The following is a 22,839-nucleotide window of genomic DNA, read 5'->3' as shown; positions in this document are numbered from 1 at the left end:
GGTCGATAACCGGGCGCGGTGAAACATCCGGCTGTTTTCAAATGATCGCCAATCGGCGTTCCAGCAAGTCTTCAAGCGCGTCGAGCAACTCGTCACCGCGCAGCAACTCGTAGTGCCCACCCACCAACAAGCGATCAACGCCGTGGCTACCAACCTGAGCCTCGAACACTCGACGTTCGTCGTCGCGCTCGGCCACCCACCAGCGATGTGCCGTGACCTGAATCGCCGGCAGTTGCCGATGCGCCAGGGCCAATTGCTTGAGCCGTGAACCGGTGGCGAAGATCTGTGTGAGTTCCCCCGCGCCCAACGCAGATTGTTCATTGGAGCCGTGCATGGCCGCCTCGATCACCGCCGTGGAACCCTCGCGTTCATTCAAATCAGCGGCTTTCAGCGCAATCAGCGCTTGAGCCTCATCACCCGGCAGGCCCAGCACAAATGTCAGGAAGTCTGCCAAGTCCTCGTGCCAGTCCCCCGTTTCTGCAGTGCCGGCCACGTAACTGTCGACCAGCCCGGCAAACGCCACCGTCTCACCCTGGGTTTCCAGTTCGTGAGCGACCAGTTGCGTCAACGCGCCGCCCAAGGACCAGCCCAGCAAATAATACGGCCCCTTGTCCTGCTGACTGCGAATCCGTTGCGCGTAGGCCTGAGCCATGGCCAGCAGCGATTCGTCCTGCCAGTGCGGGTCGAGCAGCATGCGGCATTGCAGGCCGTACACCGTGCGCCGTCCTTCCAGTCGGCGAGCCAGCGGTTCGTAGTCGAACACCGTGCCGAAACCGGCGTGCAGGCAGAACAGCGCCGGCACGTTGGGGATCCGCGCATTCAGCGCCAGCAGTGGGTCCGGTGCCGCTGCAACCGGCTCAGCAGCCTGATAGCCACTGAGTTCGGCAATGCACGGCTTTTGCATCAAATCCCGCAGCTTCAATTCGAAGCCCAGTTGCGGCTGACTGCGCACCCGCGAGATAACTTTGAGCACCTGCAACGAGTCGCCACCGAGTTCAAAGAAGTTGTCGTCGATGCCCACTTGCGGCACGCCGAGCACCTCTTGCCAGATCGCCGTCAATGCCGTTTCCAGCGCATTGCGCGGTGCGCGATAACCGCCGAGCGCCCATTCAGGCGTAGGCAATGCGCGACGGTCGAGCTTGCCGTTGGCCGACAGCGGGAAGCGTTCCAGCACCATGATTCGCGCCGGCACCATGTAGTCCGGCAGTTGCGCTTGCAGTTCAGCCTTCAAGCGGCGATCAAGGCCTACAGCGCCGGCAGCCACCACGTAACCGACCAATTGCTTGCCGGTCGGCGTTTCGTGCACCACCACGGCGGCATCCTGCACCCCGGCGCAGTCGCGCAGACGGGCTTCGATTTCGCCCAGTTCGATGCGGAAACCACGGATCTTCACTTGCTGGTCAAGACGCCCTAAATAGTCGATCAACCCGCATTCGCGTTGGCGCACCAGATCGCCGGTGCGGTACATGCGGCCCCCGGCCTCGAACGGGTCCGGGATGAAGCGCTCGGCGCTCATACCCGGACGCTGGTGATAACCCCGCGCCAGGCATTCGCCACCCAGGTACAACTCGCCGCTGACACCGACCGGCAATGGATTGAGGTCGGCGTCGAGTACATAGAGCCCACGTCCGGCCACACCACGACCAATAGGCGCATAGGCCGCGTCGCAGGTTTCGCTGACCTCGGCACGCCACAACAGCGGCGTGACCACGGTTTCGGTCGGGCCATAACCGTTGACCAGACGCTGCGGACGCAGAGCCCGTTTGACCTGTTCAAAACTGGCCTCCGGCACCGCATCACCGCCAAAGCAATACACCTCGACCGCTGGTGGATTGCCTAGGCGTTCGGCCACCTCGGCCATCTGTTGCAGGTACGCCGGAGGGAAGCAGGCCACGGTGACGCCGTGACGATGCAGCACTTCCAGGGTTTGCTCCGGCGTCCACACACTGTCATCGCGGATCACCAGACTGCCACCGGCCAACAGCACACTCAGCCAACGCTCCTGAGCGCCGTCAAAAGCGAACGACATGAAGTGCAACTCACGGCTGCGCGGTGCCAATTCGTAGAGCTCGATGATGCCTCGGCAATGCCGGGCAATCGGTCCGCGCGCCACCGCCACGCCCTTCGGCTGGCCGGTGGAACCGGAGGTGTAAATCAGGTACGCCAGGTGTCCCGGCAGCGGATTGGAAACCGGGCACTGGGTGTTGCCAGCAACGGTCAGCTGATCGAACAACAGACGTGGCGGGTTATCAGCCAGCGTCAAACGTTCACCCAGATCGCTGTCGCAAAGCAACAGGCTGGCCGCCGAATCGCTGAGCATGTAGGCCAGTCGTTCGGCCGGGTAGGCCAGGTCCAGCGGCAGATAAGCAGCCCCGGCCTTGAGCACCGCGAGGAACGCGACGATGGTGCGCTCGGAACGCGGCAGCGCCACAGCCACCAGACTTTCCGGGCCAATACCACGATCAATCAATTGCTGCGCCAACCCATTGGCCTGCGCCTCAAGCTCGGCATAACTGACGTCCCGATCTTCACAGATCAAAGCAATTTTCTGCGGCTGCGTGTGCACATGCTGATTGAAGGCGTGCAGCAAATCGGCGTTGTCGTCGGACACCTGCGGCAAACTCAAACGCGCTTCAGGTAAGCCAATGTTGCCGAGCTGACAAGCAGCATCCTCAGGCAACGCACGCAGCAATCCCTCGAGCTGCGCACGAATCCGCTGTACTTCCAGTTCACTGAAGCGATCACGCAGGAACAGGTATTCGACCTCCAGGCCTTCCTCGTTGGCACTGACCATCAAGTCCATCGGGAAGTTGGTCACGCCACCGCTGCCGACTTCGGCAAAGCGCAGCTCACCTTCCTCGCCCCCTTTCAGGGCCCGGTCCACCGGATGGTTTTCGAACACGATGATGCTGTCGAACAGGCCCTGGCCACCCTGCCCGGCCCAGCGCTGAATGTCCGACAACGGCGTGTGCTCGTAGTCGCGAACCATCAGGTTGTAATCCTGCAAGGTACGCAACCACTCGCCCAATGGCTGTTGCGGATCGAGGGTCTGGATCACCGGCAAGGTGTTGATGAACAGGCCGAGCATGTCCTGCGCGCCGGCCAAACCAGTCGGGCGCCCCGCCACCGTGGCACCGAACGCGACGCTGCGCTGGCCGCTGTGGCGTTGCAGCAGCAAGAGCCAGGCGCCTTGCACCAGCGTGTTGAGGGTCACGCGCTGACGCTTGGCGAAACTGTGCAGTTTGCGCGTCGCCTCGGCGTCGAGGTTGCTGTACATCACGCCGTGACCGGAACCTGCGGCACCCGATGCCTTGGCCAAAATGGTCGGGGCTTCGAGCAACGCCAGTCGCTCACGCCAGAAACCTTCTGCCTGCGCGCCGTCCTGACGTTGCAGCCAGGCAATGTAGTCAGCGTATCGACCGGTCAGGGTCGGCAGGTTGTCGTTGTGGTACAGGCGCAGCATGTCGCCCAACAGCCGCGAGGCACTCCAGCCGTCCAGCAGCAGGTGATGGTAAATCCAGATCATCTGGTAACGGTCATCGTCCAGACGAACCAGAATGAAGCGCATCAACGGCGGGCAGCTCAGGTCGAAGCCCTTGGCTTGTTCCGCAGCCGCCAATTCGCTCAACGCTTGTTCGGTGTCGGTGCGGTCGCGCCAGTCGAGTTCTTCGATCGGCAACTTGACGTCGGCGAACACCGCTTGCAGTGGATCGGCCAGACCATCGCGCCAGCGGAACGCCGCGCGCAGCACTTCATGACGTTCGACCAGCGTCTGCCAGGCCGCGCGAAAACGCGTCACCTGCAAGCCGTCCACCGCCACGCTCAACTGGTTGACGTAGGGGTTCAGCTCCGGCGAATCGAGGCAATGGAACAGCATGCCTTGCTGCATCGGTGACAGCGGATACAGATCTTGCAGACCCTCGCGGCCAGCGATGTCGATGTGCGGCACCAGCGCGAACGCCTCGACTTTCGGCGCTTCGATCAACGCCGTTTCACGGCTGCTGGCGACTGCGGCCAGAGCACGAATGGTCTGCTGCTCGAACAGTTGCTTCGGACTGAACACCAGCCCCCGTTGCCCGGCACGACTCACCGCTTGCAGGGAGATGATCGAGTCACCGCCCAGTTCGAAGAAGTTCTCGGTGACGCCTACCGAATCCAGCCCCAACAGCGCTTGCCAGATCTCCACCAGCAACGCTTCGGCCGGCGACGCGGCGGCCACCTGATCGTGGTTCTGACGCGACGCTTCAGGCGCCGGCAAGCCCTGACGGTCGAGCTTGCCGTTCGGCGTCAGCGGCAACGCGGCCAGGCACATCAAGTACGCCGGCAGCATGTGCGCCGGCAGACGGCTGCGCAGGTGCAACGTCAGCGCTTCACCCAGGTCCTGCTCATCAGCGAGCGGATCGCGCGGCACCACATAACCGACCAACTGGCGGCTCACTGGGCCTTCGCGATCGATCACGAAGGCTTCACGCACACCTTCGTGTTCAAGCAGGCAGGCTTCGATTTCACCAAGCTCGATACGGAACCCGCGAATCTTCACTTGCTGGTCGATACGGCCGAGGTATTCAACGACACCGTCGGCACGGAACCGCGCGAGGTCGCCACTGCGATACAAACGCGCGCCCGGCACAAATGGATCCGGCACGAAGCGTTCAGCCGTCAGGTCAGGACGCTGATGGTAACCACGAGCAACGCCCTCACCACCCAGGTACAACTCGCCCGCCACGCCAACCGGCAACGGCTGCAAGCCGCCATCCAGAATGTAGGCGCTGCGGTTGCCGACTGGCCGACCAATCGGCATGAACGCCGAGTCGAATTCAGTATCGGGATACGCCAGCCAGATCAGCGGCGTGATCACCGTTTCGGTCGGGCCATAGCCGTTGATCAGGCGCTTCGGTTGCAGCACTTGCTGCACCTCGTCGAACGCATGCTTGGCCATCCCTTCCCCGCACGGAGTGTAGGAACGGATCGGCAGATCACGCCCCGCTTCGCCCATGAAATCGGCCATCTGCAGCAGGTAACTCGGGGTGAAGCAGGCGATGGTGATGCCGTGCTTTTCGATCTCGGCGCAGGTGCGCTCCACGCTCCACAACTCGTCATCGCGCGGCATCACCGCTGAACCGAACACCAGCGGTGTCAGCCAGCGTTCATGGGCGCCGTCGAAGCTGATCGAGGCGAATTGCAGCTCGCGATCATCCGGGGTCATGCCGTACAACTCGCCGATCGACAGGCAATGCATGGCCAGCGGACCGTGGGCCACGCTGACGCCTTTTGGCCGCCCGGTGGAGCCTGAGGTGTAAATCAGGTACGCGAGGTTTTCGCCGCAGGTCAGGTTGACCGGGTTGGTGTCAGCCACGAACGCCAGCGGTTCGCGGTCGATTTCCAGCACCGACAAGCCTTGCGGCAAGGGCAGTTTTTCTCGCAGCCACGATTGGCTGATCAGCAGCGAAATACCGCTGTCTTCCATCAGATAGCGCAGGCGTTCGGCCGGGTACGCCGGGTCTAGCGGCACGTAAGCGCCGCCCGCCTTGAGGATCGCCAGCAGGCCAATGATCATCTCCGGCGAGCGTTGCATCGCCAGGCCGACCCGCACTTCCGGACCGATGCCCAGTGCACGCAGGCGGTGGGCCAATTGGTTGGCGCGGCGGTTGAGTTGGTCGAAGCTGAATTCCTGGTCGTTGAAGATCAGCGCCGTGGCGTCCGGGCGGGCAAAGGCCTGGGCCTCGATCAACTGATGCACGCAGAGCGGGTTTTCCGTCACGGTGAACGCTGGGTTCCACTCCACCAACTGTTGTGCGCGTTCCGGCGCGGTCAGCAGGTCCAGTTCACTCAATGCAGCGTGTGGCGCGGCAACCATCGCCGCCAGCAACGCGGCCAAATGCTCGCTCATGCGGGCAATCGCCTCGGCGCTGAAGTGGCTGCACTGGTAGCTCCAGTTCAGGCTCAACTGGCTTTCGGCGGTGGCCGCCAATGTCAGCGGGAAGTTGGTGCGTTCGTGGTTCTGCGGGATCGAGAAACTCAAACCGGCTGGAGCACCCTGTTGCAGCGCTTCGGCCACCGGGAAGTTTTCGAACACCAGCAGGCTGTCGAACAGCGGTTCACCGGCTCGTCCGGCCCAACGCTGAATATCACCGAGGGCGGTGAATTCATGCTCACGCAATTCCAGGTTTTGCGCCTGCAAGCGGATCAGCCACTGGCCGACGCTTTCGACCGCGTCCGGCGTGCTGATCACCGGCAAGGTATTGATGAACAGGCCAAGCTGGCTTTCGGCGCCCGGTAAGTCCACTGGACGCCCCGCCACGGTCGCGCCGAACGCCACGCTGCGTTGACCGCTGTAGCGTTGCAGCAAGAGTGCCCAGGCACCTTGGACCAAGGTGTTGAGCGTGACTTTTTGCTGACGGGCAAACTCACTGAAGCGCTTGCTCGTGGCAACATCGAAGGTCTGGCGATGGTCGGCGAACGCTGCCGTCGCCTGCTGTTTCAAATCGACATGCGCCAGGCTCTGCGCCAACAGGGTCGGGTTGTCGAGGGTCGCCAGTTGCTCACGCCAGAAGACCTCGTCGGCGTGGGCATCCTGATGTTGCAGCCAACCAATGTAATCGGCGAAACGCCCGGTCGGTGCCTGCACTTCTTGCCCGGCATAACGCTGCAAGACTTCGCTCAACAGCAGCGAGTTACTCCAGCCATCGAGCAACAGGTGATGGTGGGTGTAGATCAGTTGCTGACGCTCATTGTCCAGACGCACCAGGGTCAAACGCATCAACGGCGCCTGGGTCGAATCGAGTTGCAGGCGCTCACTGTCGATCAACTGCGCCAGCGCGTCGGCTTGATCGCTGCGGCCGCGCCAGTCGAGGCAGGTCAGCGGCAATTGCAGATGACGATGCACCAGTTGCACCGGCGCTTCGAAGCCGTCGGGGAAGTGGAAGCTGCTGCGCAGGATTGGATGGGTGTCGAGCACCGCTTGCCAGGCGCGACCCAGCCGTTCGGCATCAAGCCCGCAGGCTTCGACGCTGAGCTGGTTCACGTACGCGCCGGAATCGGATTCGTACAAGCTGTGGAACAACAAACCGGCCTGCATCGGCGACAACGGATACACATCTTCGATCTGCGCCGGCGGCACCGGCAGGCCGTCGAGCTGCGCCTGGGTCAAGCGCGCCAACGGAAAGTCCGCCGGGGTCACGCCGCCCGCGCCATCGCTCAGGCAATGGGCGATCAGCGCCAGCATTTCGCCACGGAAGTCCGCGGCCAGCGCTTCGATCTCGCGCAGGTCAAAGCATTCGCGGCTGAAGGTCCAGTCGAGTTTCAGTTCACCGCCATACACCTGGCCGTCCACCGACAGCCAGTTCGGCAACGGTGCGTCCGCCGATTGCGCGGCACCGCTGGATTCGCGAGCCGGGGTGAACAGTGCGTCCTCGGCGAAGCTCTGGTCGAACTGCCCAAGGTAGTTGAACGTCACGCGCGCTTGAGGCAACTCGGCCAGCGCTGCTTGGGTCGAGGCATCGCCCATGTACCGCAACAGGCCGTAGCCCATGCCTTTGACCGGAATCTCGCGCAATTGCTGCTTGATCGCCTTGATCGAACCCGCAAGGTCGGCGGTCGGCGTCAGGCGCACCGGGAACAGGCTGGAGAACCAGCCGACGGTGCGGGTCAAATCGATGTCGTCGAACAGCTCTTCGCGGCCATGGCCTTCGAGCTGAATCAGCGCCGATGCGTGGCCGGTCCAGCGGCTGAGGGTGCGGGCCAGCGCGGTCAGCAGCAGGTCGTTGACCTGCGTGCGGTAGATCGCTGGCGCCTGTTGCAGCAACTGGCGGGTCTGCTCGCGGTCCAGACCGATGCTGACGCCCTGGCGCAGATGCCCGGCCTGACTGGCCCCGGTATTTGCCGCTGGCAACGAATCATTCGCGACGCTCAGTTGCGCCTGCCACCAGTCCAGCTCGCTGGCAGCGGCATCGGAGCGTGCATAAGTGTCAAGTTTGTCGGCCCAGGCCTGGAAGGCGCTGGTCTTCGGCGGCAGGTCTTGCCCTTGGTAAGCCGCCTGCAGATCTTCCAGCAATACCCGCCAGGACACACCGTCCACCGCCAAATGGTGGATGACCAACAGCAACCGCTGCGAGCCATCGGCCTGGGCGATCAACGCCACGCGCAACAGCGGACCGTCTTGCAGACTGAGGCTGCGTTGCGCTTCGTCGCACACCGCTTCCAGCGATGCATCGCTGGCCACGCGAGCGGTCCAGAGCATGTCGATGACATCGCAGCTGTCGGCCCCGACGTAACGCGCCGACCATTGACCGTCGACCTGACTGAAGCGCAAACGCAGCGCATCGTGTTGTTTGAGCAGGCGTTGCAGAGCCGCTTGCAGGCGCGGTAATTCGAGGGTTTCGCGCGGCACCAGCAGCACCGCCTGGTTCCAATGAGCGCGCTGCGGGATCGGTTCGTCGAAAAACCAGCGCTGAATCGGCGTGAGTTTTTGCAGCCCGTCCACCGGCCCTTGTTGCGCCAGCGGTGCCGTTTGCTCTTTGACCACAGCGGCCAGCGCTTGCAAGGTTTGCTGCTGGAACAGATCGCGCGGTTGCAGGCTCAGGCCGGCTCGACGGGCACGGCTGACCACCTGAATCGAAATGATCGAGTCGCCGCCCAGTTCGAAGAAGTTGTCTTGACGCCCGACCTGCTCCACGCCCAACACGTCCTGCCAGATCTGCGCCAGCACCTGTTCATGTTCGCTGCGTGGCGCTTCGAACGCGCGTTGGCTGACCTGTGCGGTCGGCGCGGGCAGGCGTTTGCGGTCGAGTTTGCCGTTCGGACTCAGCGGCATTTGTTCGATCAGCACGGTCTGCGCCGGCACCATGTAATCCGGCAGGCTGGCGAGCAAATGACTTTTCAGGGTTTCGCGCCACGCGCCTTGTTGCTCTGCATCGACGCTGACCAAGGCGCGATCCTGCGGCACGATGTACGCGACCAATTGTTTGCCGCTCGGTCCGTCGAGGGCCAACACCACGGCTTCCTGAACGTCGGCATGCTCTTGCAGACGCGCTTCGATTTCGCCCAGTTCGATGCGCAAACCGCGAATTTTTACTTGATGGTCGATACGCCCGCAGTAGTCGATGGCGCCGTCGGCTCGATAACGCGCCAAGTCACCGGTGCGGTACAGGCGCTCGCCGCTGCCAAACGGATCGACCACGAAACGCTCGGCAGTCAGCGCGCTACGACGGTGATAACCACGCGCCAGGCCGACGCCGCCGAGGTACAACTCGCCCACCGCGCCGAGTGGCAACGGTTGCAGTTCGCTGTCGAGGATGCAGGTGCGCAGGTTGGCGATCGGGCGGCCGATCGGCACGCTGTCGCGGCCTTCTTCCACGCAGGTCCAATGGGTCACGTCGATGGCCGCTTCGGTCGGGCCATACAGGTTGTAGAGATTGGCTTGCGGCAGGCTGCGCAGGGTCTGGCGTTGCAGTTCCACCGGCAGCGTTTCGCCGCTGCAAATGATCCGTTGCAGCGAGGTGCAGGCCAGCGCCTCGTCGGCACCGATAAACGCCGAGAGCATCGACGGCACAAAGTGCAGCGTGGTGATCGCCTGCTCGATGATCAACGCGGCGAGACGTTGCGGATCACGATGCTCGCCCGGAGCGGCGATGACCAAAGTGGCGCCCTTCATCAGCGGCCAGAAAAACTCCCACACCGACACGTCGAAACTGAACGGCGTTTTTTGCAGCACGCGGTCGCTCGGCAACAGGTTGTAGGCTTCCTGCATCCACTCCAGACGGTTATGCAGCGCCACATGGCGGTTGCCGGCGCCTTTGGGTTTACCGGTGGAACCGGAGGTGTAAATCACATAGGCGAGGTTTTCAGCGATTGCCAGGTTGGGTAAATCAGTACCCGGCAAATCGCTCAGCCAATCGCCTTCGGCGTGCAGGCATAAGGTGCGCACGTTGTCCGGCGTCGGCAATTGCGCCAGCAGATGTTCCTGGGTCAGCAACAGCGAAATGCCGCTGTCTTCGATCATGTAGCTCAGGCGAGCGAGCGGGTATTCCGGGTCCAGCGGCACATAGGCGCCACCGGCCTTGAGGATCGCCAGCAGGCCGACGACCATTTCGAACGAGCGGTCGCAGGCAATCCCCACCAGCACTTCCGGGCCAACACCTTGGGCGCGCAAGTGGTGGGCCAAGCGGTTGGCGCGCCGGTTCAGCTCGGCGTAACTCAGGCGCTGACCCTGGGACACCAGCGCCGTCGCTTCACCGTCTTCAGCCACGCGCGCTTCGAAATGCCGTTGCACGCAGACTTCACCCGGAAAGTCCTGAGCGGTGTCGTTGAGGTCATCAAGAATGCGCAGACGCTCGTTGGCATCCAGCAGTGGCAACTCGGCGAGCGGGCATTGCGGATTCGCCAGCACGCCGGCCAACAGATTGCGCCAGTGACGAGCCAGGTGTTCGATGCGCTCGGCGTCGAACAAATCGGTGGCATACGTCAGGCTGGCGAACAGCTTGTCGCCCTCTTCCTGAGTGTCCAGTTGCAGGTCAAATTGCGTGGTGTGCGCCGTCGCGTTCAGTGCTTCGACGCGCAGGCCGGCGAGCAAGCCGCTGACCGCCGCCGGTTTGGCTTGCTGGTGGTTGAACATCACCTGGAACAGCGGGCTGTGGCTCAGGCTGCGTTCTCCTTGCAGCGCCTGCACCAGACGCTCAAACGGCAAGTCTTGATAGGCCTGGGCATCCAGCGAAGCGGCACGGGTCTGGTCGAGCAACTGGCTGAACGACAGACGTCCATCGAGTTCGGCACGCATCACCTGGGTGTTGACGAAGAAGCCGATCAGACCCCGGGTTTCCGCACGATTACGGTTGGCAATCGGCACGCCAACGCGCAAATCGGACTGGCCGCTGTAGCGATAGAGCAACGCCTGGAAGCTCGCCAGCAACAGCATGAACGGCGTGACGCCGCGCTGTTTGGCCAGGCTCATCAGGCTGCTGGCCAGGGTCGCGTCGAGGGCGAAATCCAGACGCGCACCGCGCTGACTCGGCTGCGCCGGGCGTGGACGGTCGGTGGGCAATTCCAGCAGCGGTTGTTCGCTGCCCAGCGTTTCACGCCACCAGTTGAGTTGACGTTCCAGCTCGCCCGCTTCCATCCAGCGGCGTTGCCACATCGCGTAATCGGAATACTGGATCGGCAACGCTTCCAGCGCTGCGTTCTGACCTTGGCAATGCGCGGCGTAGAGCCGGGAAAATTCTTCCACCAACACGCCCATCGACCAGCCATCGGTAACGATGTGGTGCAGTGTCAGCAACAGCACATGGTCGTCGCGTTCCAGTTGCAACAAGCTGACCCGCAACAGCGGACCGTGCTGAAGATCGAACGGCCGGGCAATGTCCTGCTCGACGCTTTTCATCGCCAGATCGAGGCGCTGTTCCTGAGGTTCGGCGCGCAGGTCGATCTGTGCGATCGGCAGCGACGTGAACTCAGCCAGTGTCTGCACCACCTGACCGTCATCCTCTACGAAACGGCTGCGCAGGCTCTGATGACGTTCCAGCAGCACGTCGAAACTCTGCTGCAACGCCGCGACATTCAGCGGCCCGTGCAAACGCAATGCGGCCGGAATGTTGTACGCCGAGCTCTGCGGATCGAGCTGCCAGAGGAACCATTGGCGCTGCTGCGCGTACGACAGTTCGAAGGTCGTTTGCGGCTCGGCAGCCGGCGGAATCGGCAGTTGCCCGAAGCTCACGCCCTGCTCTTGCATGCGCTGCAGAAACTCGCGGCGCTTGTCAGCAGGCAGGCCGGCGAAGCGAGTGGCGATACGCTGGGCAGTGGTGTGTTCCATCAGTTGATCTCCATCTCGTCGAGAAGCGACTCAAGCGCATCAAGACGTGCATCGTTGTCAGCCGGGGCGTGTTGCCCGGCCATGGCGGCATAAGCCTGAAGGTCGGTGGATTCAAACAGCGCGCGCAGCGGCAGCTCGATGCCCAGCTCCAGTTCCACACGGGCACTGGCCTGGGCGGCGAGCAGCGAATGCCCGCCCAGTTCAAAGAAGTTGTCGTGCCGACCGATCTGCGCCACGCCCAGCACGCTGGCCCAGATCGCGGCCAGTTGCTGTTCAAGCTCGCCTTTGGGGGCTTCGAACGGTCGTTGCCAGTCCTCGGCATCGGGCACCGGCAAGGCCTTGCGGTCGAGCTTGCCATTACCGGTCAGCGGCAAGGCATCGAGCAGCAACCAGTGGCTCGGCACCATGTAATCCGGCAGATCAACCTTGAGCGCGGCGCGCAGATTGTCGCGCCAGGCGATCGGGTCGTGCGGGGTTTGTTCCGCCACCACGTAGGCGCACAGCTGCGGTCCGCTTTCGCCTGCATGCACGCTCAATACCGCTTGGCGCACGCCCGGCTGCGCCAGCAACGCGGCTTCGATTTCGCCCAGCTCAATGCGGAAACCGCGAATCTTCACTTGCTGGTCGATCCGTCCGAGGTAATCGATGCTGCCGTCGGCACGCTGACGCACCAGGTCACCGCTGCGATAGAGGCGCTGCGAGGCCTCGAACGGGCTCGGCACAAAGCGCTCGGCGGTCAGGCCGTAACGTCCGTGATAACCGCGCGCCAGACCGGCGCCGGCGATATACAACTCACCCGCCACACCCACCGGTACTGGTTGCAACTGGCTGTCGAGCAGGTACCAGCGCAGGTCGCGGATCGGCAGGCCAATCGGGCTTTGGGCCTTGCCATCGAGGTCGGCTAGGCGGATGGCGCGGTAGGTCACGTGCACCGTGGTTTCGGTGATGCCATACATGTTGACCAAGGTTGGCTGACGGTCGCCGAAGCGTTCAAACCAAGGACGCAGGCTTGCAACTTCCAACGCTTCGCCGCCGAATATCACCTGACGCAGCGCCAGGTTTCGTTCGCTGGCGCAGGCAATCGGCAACAGTTGCCGGAAAGCAGTCGGCGTCTGGTTCAACACCGTCACGCCCTCATCACAGAGCAAGCGGTGAAACGCTTGCGGCTCGCGGCTGATGTCATACGGCACGATCACCAGACGCCCGCCAGTGCACAGCGAGCCGAACAGCTCCCACACCGAGAAATCGAAGGCGTAGGAATGGAACAGCGTCCAGACATCGTTCGGGCCGAAGTTGAACTCGTCAGCGGTGGCCGTGAGCAGGCGCCCGACGTTGCCGTGGCTGAGCAATGCGCCTTTTGGCCGGCCGGTGGAACCGGAGGTGTAGATGACGTAGGCGAGGTTTTCCGCGGACGCCAGCGCTGGCAAGTTGTCGGCGCTGTAGTCGCCCAGTTGCAACGACTCCAGGCTCAACACCTGCACGCCGTCACGGGACGGCAAACCGTCGATCAGGTGTTGCTGGGTCAGCAGCAGCGTGATGCCGCTGTCTTCGATCATGTAGCTCAAGCGCTCGGCCGGGTAGTGCGGGTCCAGCGGCACGTAGGCACCGCCCGCCTTGAGAATCGCCAGCAAGCCAACCACCAGCGGCATCGCCCGCTCGGTGGCAATGCCGACCCGCACCTCTGGCCCGACGCCCTGCTCGCGCAGTTTGCGCGCCAGTCGATTGGCCTGAGCGTTGAGCGCGGCGTAGGTTAATTGCTCGCCTTCGTAGACCAGGGCGTTTGCGTTCGGCCGTTGTGCGGCTTGAACTTCGAACAACTGATGCAAGGTCGGCGATTGCGGTTGCGCCTCGAACGCTGGGTTCCAGTGCTGCACCAAAGCATCCCGTTGCAACCGGTCAATTATTGGCAGTTGCGCCACCCGTTGATGCGGATCCGCGACCACCGCCCGCAGCAGGTTCAGCCACTGTTCGGCGAGGCGCTTCATCGACGCCTCGTCGTACACATCCGTGGCGTAGGTCAGGCTGGCGTCCAGCGCTTCGCCCTGCTCTTGAGTGTCGAGCACCAGATCGAATTGCGTGGTGTGTTGCTGCCAGTGCAGACGCTCGACCTGCAAGTCAGCGACGCTGCGCTCGACGCTCGCGCCCAACTGCTGTTGATGGTTGTAGAGCACCTGGAACAATGGGCTGTAATTGGGGCTACGATCAGGCTGTAAGGCGTCGACCATCTGCTCGAACGGCACGTCCTGATTGACCTGCGCGCCAAGTGCTACCTGTTTAACCTGTTGCAGCAAGGTGCTGAAAGTCTGCTGCCCGTCGATCTCGGCACGCAGCACTTGAGTGTTGATGAAGAAGCCGATCAGGCCTTCGGTTTCGATACGCGAACGACCGGCGCTGGGCACGCCGACGCTGATGCTCGACTGCCCGCTCTGGCGATGCAGCAAAGTCTGGAAACTCGCCAGCAACAGCATGAACAACGTCACCTGTTGTTCCTGGGCGCGTTGACGCAAACCGGCCAGCAACTCGCGATCAACGTTCAGCGCCAGGCTGGCACCACGCTCGGTGCGACGGGCCGGACGGGGCAGTTCACTTGGCAACTCAAGCGGTGCCTGGCTCCCCGCCAGTTGCTCGCTCCACCACGTCAGTTGGCGTGCGCCCTCCCCGGCCTCCAGCCAGTCGCGCTGCCAACGGGCGTAGTCGCTGTAGTTCACCGGCAGGTTGGACAGGTTCGCCGGATGCCCTTCGACGGCGGCCTGATACAGCGCGCTGAATTCATCGACCATGACCTGCATCGACCAGCCATCGGCGGCGATGTGGTGCACGGTCAGCACCAGCACGTGTTCGTCAGCATTCACTTGCAGCAGCAACACGCGCCACAGCGGACCGGTGCGCAGGTCGAACGGCCGGGCGATTTCTTCGGCCACGGCAGTGTCGACTGACGATTGATCGAGTGTGCGTTCATCCAGTTGCAGCGCCAGATTGTCGTGCAGTACCGGACGCGCCTGTTGACCATCCTGTTCGAAGGTCGTGCGCAGGGTTTGGTGACGGGCCTGCAATTGCGCAAAGGCTTCGCGCAAGGCTTCGCGGTTCAGCGATCCCTTGAGGCGCAGTGCGGCGGGAATGTTGTAGGCCGGACTCTGTGGGTCCAGCTGCCAGAGAATCCATTGGCGCTGTTGGGCGTACGACAGGATCTGCGGCTGATCGGCCGTTGCACGTTGCAGCACCGGTTGGCCGCTGAAGTTCGACAGTGCGGCACGCTCGGTAAATTGCGCCAGATTGGCGGCGGAGAACAGGCTGCTCACGGACAGTTCGCGCTGCAGTTGCTGACGCACACGGGAGATCACTTGAAGCACCAGCAACGAGTGCCCGCCCAGTTCGAAGAAGTTGTCGTCGCGACCCACGCGCTCGACCTGCAACACCTCCTGCCAGATCAGCGCCAGTTGCGTTTCCAGCCCTTCGGGCGGTGCCACGAAGTCACGTTGGGCGTCGCTGGCCTCAGCACGTGGCAAGGCTCTGCGATCCAGTTTTCCGTTGTTGTTGAGCGGCAGTTTCGGCAGCAGGATCAGGTGATTCGGCACCATGTATTCCGGTAGCGACTGACGCAGAACGGCCTTGAGTCCTTCCAGATATTCAGTCTGAGAAAGCACCGCATCGCTGGCCACGATATACGCCACCAGTTGCGTACCGTCCTGAGCGATGACGGCCGCTTCGCGCACCTCCTCCCGCGCTTGCAGGCAGGCTTCGATCTCGCCCATTTCGATGCGGAATCCGCGAATCTTCACTTGATGATCGATGCGGCCGACGTATTCCAGATTCCCTTCAGCGTTGTAACGCGCCAAATCACCGCTGCGGTACAAACGCGCACCCGGCTCACGGGCAAACGGGTCTGGCAGGAAACGTTCGGCGGTCAGTGCCGGGCGATCAAAGTAGCTTTGCGCCAGGCTGGCCGGAGCACCGATGCACAATTCGCCGACGCCACCGTTTGGCAACAATTGACCGGCCGCGTCCAGCACGTACAGCGCCCGACCCGCGATGGCTCGACCAATCGGGATGCCAAACGCATCGCTGGCATCGATCAGTCGGCATTGATGAACGCTGGACACTACCGTCGCCTCAGTCGGGCCGTAAGTGTTGAGCAAACGCACGTGGCTCAAACCTGCTTGATGCCACAAGCGCAGACCTTCGACCGACATGGCTTCGCCGCCAACGTGAACCTGGCGCAAATCACCCAGGTTGCGCACCACACCGCTCGCACATTCCCGGGCCAGCAAGTACCAGTAAGCGGCCGGCAAGTCCGCCACGGTTACGCCCTGCTGGACGATTTCGGCGGCGAGTCGGCCGGCATCCCACACGTCATCGCCGCGCATGATCAACGCAGCGCCGACGCACAGCGCCGGGAAGCACTGTTCGACGAAGCCATCGAAACTGAAGGTCGCGAACTGCAACACGCGGTCGGACGCCGACAGTACTGAATAGTCGGCGGCGGTCTGGCAGAACTCGCGCAGCGCGGCATGGGCGATGGCCACGCCTTTGGGTTGGCCGGTGGAACCGGAGGTGTAGATGATGTAGGCCAGATCTTCGGCGACCGCATGATTTTGCGGATTGCTGTCGGGGTAGTCGGTGTTGTCTTCAAAACTGAGACGTCGCACGCCTGGCACATCTTCCAGCAAACCGGACTCGCACAGCAGCACGTCGAGACGGCTGTCGTCGATCATGTACGCCAGGCGTTCCGTCGGGTATTTCGGGTCCAAAGGCACATAGGCCGCGCCGGCTTTGAGCACCGCCAGCAGGCTGACGATCAGTTGCGGGCCGCGGTGCAGCGCCAGACCGACACGCGAGCCTGGACCGACGCCGTTGTCGATCAGGCGATGGGCCAGACGGTTGGCCTGAGCGTTCAACTGGCCGTAGCGCAAGGTCTGACCATCGACCTGCAATGCCAATGCTTGCGGAGTGGCGGCAGCCTGAGCCGCGAGTTGTTCGTGGACCAAAAGAGTTGTGGATAACTCAACCGTCACCGGCTGACTGATCGCGAGCACCGCATTTTTGCCATCGACATCGAGCAGTTCCAGCGTGCCCAGTGCCGCGTCCGGCAGCGCCACCAATTGCGCGAGCAGGTGCTGCAAATTAGCCGACAACTCAGCGACCTGCGCCGCACTGAACCGCGCCGCGTCGTAACTGAAGTCCAGGCTCAGGCCTTCGCCCAGTTCGATGCCCAACGTCAGCGGATAGTGCGTGCGCTCGTGGTTGTGCAGATTGCCGAACGACAGCCCGGCCGGCGCGCCCTGCTTCAGCGCTTCGGCCACCGGGAAGTTTTCGAACACCAGCAGGCTGTCGAACAGCGCCGAACCCTGCTGCCCCGCCCAGCCCTGAATGTCGTAAAGCGGCACATGCTCAAACTCGCGCATGGCCAGGTTCAGCCCTTGCAGCTCGCCCAACCACTGGCTGACGGTTTGATCCGGCTTCATCGCACAGACCAGCGGCAGCGTGTTGATGAACAAGCCGAGTTGCTCTTCGATCCCCGGCAGCGGCGCGGATCGACCGGCTACCGTGGCACCGAAGACCACGCAATCCTGGCCGGTGTAGCGTTGCAGCAACAGGCTCCAGGCCGCTTGCAGCAGGGTGTTAAGGGTGACTTTCTGCTGGCGGGAAAACTCGGCCAGACGCTGGGTCGCGCGGCTGTCGAGTGCGACGCGATATTCCTCGCTACCTTCGGCACCGACCGGCGGCCGCAACGCTTCGGCCAGCAACGTTGGTGCTTCAAGCGGCGCCAATGCGGTTTTCCAGAACTGCTCGCCAGCGACGGCGGATTGCTGCTGCAACCAGCCCAGATAATCGCGGTATTGTCCGGTCGGCGCTGGCAGCGATTGCCCTGCGGCGTAGTGCTGGATCACTTCGGCGAGCAACTGCGCGTTGCTCCAGCCGTCCATCAAAATGTGATGGCTGGTGTAGATCAGGTGCCAGTCATTGACGCCCGTGCGGACGAGTTTCAAGCGGAACAGCGGTGCGGTGCCCAATTCAAAACCTTGAGCACGCTCGGCGTCGGCCAGCGCATCGGTGTCGGTCGCTTCAAGCACTTCAAGCGGCAACGCGACGTGGCGGACAATCGCCTGATGCGCGGTGTCGAGGCCTTGCCAGTGGAAGCTGCTGCGCAGAATGTCATGACGCTCCAGCGCGGCTTGCCAGGCCTGAGCGAATCGCTGCGGATCGAGGCCCTGAATGTCCAAACGCAACTGACTGATGTAGGCGCCGACTGCCGGTTCGTACAACGTGTGAAACAGCATGCCCTGCTGCATCGGCGACAACGGATAAAGGTCTTCGAGGGTCGAGATGGCGACCGGCAATGTGTCGAGTTGCGCCTGATTGATACGCGCTAGCGGGAAGTCCGACGGTGTGACCTGGGTTACCTCAAGCGTGCAGCAATGCTCGATCAGCGCGTTGAGTTCCAGTGCGTAATCGTCCGCCAGACGCTGGATGGTTGCGCTGTCGAACATCTCACGGCTGAAGCCCCAGCTCAGCGACAACTCGCCGCCGTAAACCTGGCCTTCGACCGTCAGCCAATTGCCCAATGGCGCCGAGGGGTCCTGCGCCACACCGTTGCCTTCGGTGGACGGCACGAACATCGCGCCGTCGTCGAACTGACGGTCGAACTGCCCCAGGTAATTGAAGGTAATACGCGGTTGCGGCAACGCCGCCAGTTCAGCGCGAATCGCCGGGGTGCCGAGGTAACGCAATACGCCATAGCCGAGACCTTTGTCCGGCACGGCGCGCAGTTGTTCCTTGATGGATTTGATCGAGGCGCCGAGATCGCTGGAAGGCATCAGGTTGACCGGGAACAGGCTGGTGAACCAGCCGACGGTGCGGGTCAGGTCGATGTCATCGAACAGGTCTTCGCGACCATGGCCTTCGAGCTGGATCAGCGTGCTGCCCTGCCCGCTCCAGCGGCACACCGCTCGCGCCAGGGCGGTCAGCAGCAGGTCGTTGACCTGCGTGCGATACGCCGCCGGGGCCTGTTGCAGCAGTTTGCGGGTTTGCTCGGCGTCGAGTTTGAGTTCGAGTTTCTGCTCGAAGCGGTTTTCCAGCGCGCCAGTTTGACGGTCGCACGGCAGATCGTTCGGTGCGTCGCGCAGTTGGGCCTGCCAGTGACAGAGGCTGTTTTCAAAGGCTGGAAGATGATCGTGCAGACGGGCGACCCAGCGTTGATAGGTGCTGGTTTTCGCCAGCGAAACAGGGCTGCCGCTGTAGAACTGCTGAAGATCTTCCAGCAGCACGCGCCAGGAAACGCCGTCCACCGCCAGATGATGAATGACCAGCAGCAAACGCTGAGAGCCGTCGGCCATCGCCACCAGCAACGCGCGCAGCAACGGACCATTTTGCAGATTGAGACTGCGCTGGGCTTCGTCGCACAGGGCGTTGAGTTCTTGGACCGAACGGGCCGAACGCTGCCACAACACCGATTCAGTGGTCGACGCAGCATAGGCTTGCAACCAACCTTCGGCGGTCTGCGCGTAACGCAGGCGCAAACTGTCGTGATGAGTCAGTAATTGCTCTAAAGCGCGATCCAGCGCCTCAACGTTCAACGGCTCGCGCGGCACCAGCAACAGCGACTGGTTCCAGTGCTGACGCTCAGGAATGACTTGTTCGAAGAACCACTGTTGCACCGGCGCCAGCGCCACCGCGCCAATGGCCGGACCTTGATCGATCAACGGCTGCTCGCCGCTGCGAGCGGCCTGGGCCAGGCTGCGAAGAGTCTGGTGCTGAAACAGATCCTTGGGGCTCAACACGATCCCGGCCTGACGCGCACGGCTGACCACCTGCATGGAAACGATGGAGTCGCCGCCCAGTTCGAAAAAGTTGTCTTCGAGACCGACGTTGTCGATGGCCAACACGTCCTGCCAAATCGCCGCGAGGGACTTTTCCATCGCAGTGCGTGGCGCGACGTGTTCGCGTTGTTGCTCAGAGCCGTCAATCGCCGGCAAGGCCTTGCGGTCGAGTTTGCCGTTGGGGGTCAGCGGCAAGTGTTCGAGGAACAGCAGAAACGCCGGGACCATGTAGTCAGGCAAATGTTGGCGCAGTGCAGCTTTCAGGGTTTCACGCAGGGTCGCTTGAGCGTCGATATCGCCCAGCAACGCCAGATCGGTCGGCACGATGTAGGCGACCAGTTGCTGACCGTTGACGCCGTCCTGCGCCAGCACCGCCAGCTCGCGCACGGCGTCCTGCTGCAACAGCCGGGCTTCGATTTCGCCGAGTTCGATTCGGAAACCGCGAACCTTGACCTGATGGTCGATGCGACCGACGTATTGCAGCGTGCCGTCGGCCTGATAACGGGTCAGGTCGCCGGTGCGGTACAGGCGCTCGCCATTGCTGGAAAACGGGTTAGGCACGTATTTTTCGGCGGTCATGCCCGGTCGCGCCAGGTAGCCGCGAGTGATGCCGGCACCGGTCAGGTAAAGCTCGGCGGACACGCCTTGAGGTACCGGTTGCAGGTCAGCGTCCAGCAAGTAGCTGGCGGTGTGCTTGAGCGGGTGGCCGATGTTTGCGCGGCCACCGGCCTCGCGACGGGTCCAGGTTGAGTAAGTGGTGTCTTCCGACGGACCGTACAAGTCGTAGACATGTTCGACGGTCGGCTGCTGATACAGCGCGTCCACCAGGCTTTGCTTCAGCGGCTCGCCGGCAAGGTTGATGATGCGCACGCTCGGCGGGATCTGCCCGTCGCGCTGCAACGCATTGATCGCCGACGGCACGGTGTTGATCAGGCGCACCTGATCCCGGGCCGGCAGTTGCGGCAATTCCAGGGCATTGCGGGCGATGATCACCGAGCCGCCGTTGGCCAACGTGACGAACAGCTCCCACACCGACAGGTCGAAGCAGACCGACGTCGAGGCCAACACCCCTTGAATATCCTCACGGCTGTAAACCGATGTCGACCAGTCGATCAGCGCCAGCACGTTGCGATGGGCGATGGCCACGCCTTTGGGTTTGCCGGTGGAGCCGGAGGTGTAAATGACGTAGGCGAGGTTATCCGGCGTGACGCGGGTCACCGGCGCGTTGACCGGATAATCAGCCCACGCCATTTCTTCCATCAGCAGCACTTGCGTATCGGCCGTGACGGGCAACGTCGCGGCGACAACCTGTTCAGTCAGCAGCACCAGGGCGCGGCTGTCTTCAAGCATGTAGGTAACGCGTTCTGCGGGGTAATCCGGGTCCAGCGGCACGTAGACGCCACCGGCCTTTAGGACGGCGAGCAACGCTACCAACAAGTTTTCGGAACGCTGCATGGCCACGCCAACACGGACTTCCGGGCCCACGCCCAGCTCGATCAGCTTGTGGGCCAGGCGATTGGCCTGACCGTCGAGTTCGCCGTAGCTCAGCTGTTTGTTGGCAAAGGTCACCGCTAACGCGTCCGGGCTGGCCGCGACTTGCTGGCCGATCAGTTCATGAATGCACATGTCTTGCGGGAAACTTTCGTCAGCGCGATTCCAGTCATGCACGATGCGCTGATATTCGACTGTCTCAAGCAGCGGCAGATCGCTGATGCGCTGTTGCGAATCGCAGACCATGCCGCGCAGCAAATGCGTCCAGTGCTGCGCCATACGCGCGATGGTCGCGGCGTCGAACAGGTCGTTGGCATAGGTCAGCGCGGCGTGCAGCTTGCCGCGCTTCTCGTAAGTATCCAGTGTCAGATCGAACTGAGTTGTGCGCCCTTCCCACTCGATCACGCCCAGCGCCAGACCGGACGCGGTGCTGACCGTAGAAATGTCCGCGACCTGCGGCTGGTGGTTGTACATCACCTGGAACAGCGGCGTGTGGCTGAGGCTGCGTTCCAGCTTCAGCGCTTCGACCAGGCGCTCGAATGGCAAATCTTGATGAGCCTGGGCGCCGAGGGCGGTTTCCTTGATGGCGCGCAGCAAATCGTCGACCCGGGTTTGGCCGTCGAGCTTGGTGCGCAGCACTTGGGTGTTGACGAAGAAGCCGATCAGCCCTTCGATTTCGGCGCGGTTGCGGTTGGCAATCGGCACGCCGACGCGGATGTCGATCTGCCCGGTGTAGCGATGCAGCAACGCGTTGAAAGCGCCGAGCAACAGCATGAACAGGGTGATGTTGTGCTTCTGAGCCGTGGCCCGCAGCTGCTCGGCCAGTTGACCGTCGACCGCGAATTCGTAACGGGTGCCGCGATAGCTCGGCATCGCCGGACGCGGATGATCGGTGGGCAGCTCCAGCACTGGATGCTCAGCGCCCAGTTGCGCCTGCCAATAGTCGAGTTGGCGCGCCTGTTCGCCAGCCTCCAGCCAGCGGCGTTGCCACAGGGCATAGTCGCTGTACTGGATCGGCAATGGAGCGAGTTGTGGTTGCGCGCCCGCCTCGAAGGCGTCGTAGCAGCGGATGAATTCGTCGATCAACACGTTCATCGACCAGCCGTCGGAAACGATGTGGTGCAGGGTCAGCAGGAGGACGTGTTCCTGCTCGGCAAGTTTGAGCAAGGTGACGCGCAGCAGCGGGCCGGCCGATAGATCGAAGGGCAGCACAGATTGCTGCTCGGCCGCTCGGGCGACTGCTTGCTCACGCTCATTGGCCGGCAATGCGCTGAAATCCACCTGATCGATCACCAGCGGCGCGCTGGCCGGCACTTGCAGCAGGTTGCCGTCGGCCTGACGCTGGAACACCGTGCGCAGGGTTTCGTGGCGCGCGACGAGGCTAGCGAAGGCTTGCTCCAGCGCTGACAGATTCAGCAGCCCGGTCAGACGCACCGCGCCGGGCAGGTTGTACGCGCCGCTTTGCGGGTCCAGCTGCCAAAGAAACCACATGCGCTGCTGGGCGTACGACAACGCCTGGCGATCGTCGGCTTCAACGCCGGCAGGAATCGGAAAACGGGCGAAATCAACGCCCTCCTTGTGCAAGGCCGCAAGGAACATCTGGCGCTTTTCCAGGGGCAACCCGATAAACCGGCGAGCAAGTTTCAAGGAGTCTTCAGCATTCATTTCTTAGCATCCGGATCAGTGGCGGGAAGCACAAAGGCACGTCGTCCCTATAAAACGAATGCA

The 22,839-nt window shown here is 62.7% G+C and carries 2 protein-coding genes; both read right to left on the bottom strand.

What is annotated here, in order from left to right; translation table 11 throughout:
* Positions 1-37: 37 nt before the first annotated feature.
* A complete protein-coding gene (locus ACYZTU_RS09980; protein ID WP_461969801.1) occupies positions 38-11,803 on the bottom strand; it encodes a non-ribosomal peptide synthase/polyketide synthase in 11,766 nt (3,921 codons plus the stop codon).
* The gene (locus tag ACYZTU_RS09975; protein ID WP_461969799.1) at positions 11,803-22,776 is read right to left on the bottom strand and encodes an amino acid adenylation domain-containing protein; all 10,974 of its coding nucleotides are present in this window, start codon (positions 22,774-22,776) and stop codon (positions 11,803-11,805) included. Before ACYZTU_RS09975 ends, ACYZTU_RS09980 begins: the two co-directional genes overlap by 1 nt.
* Positions 22,777-22,839 lie beyond the last annotated feature (63 nt).

The organism is Pseudomonas sp. HLT2-19-2, assembly GCF_054898005.1.
Note: the sequence above shows the minus strand (reverse complement) of the source record. Positions and strands in the feature narration are given on the sequence as shown.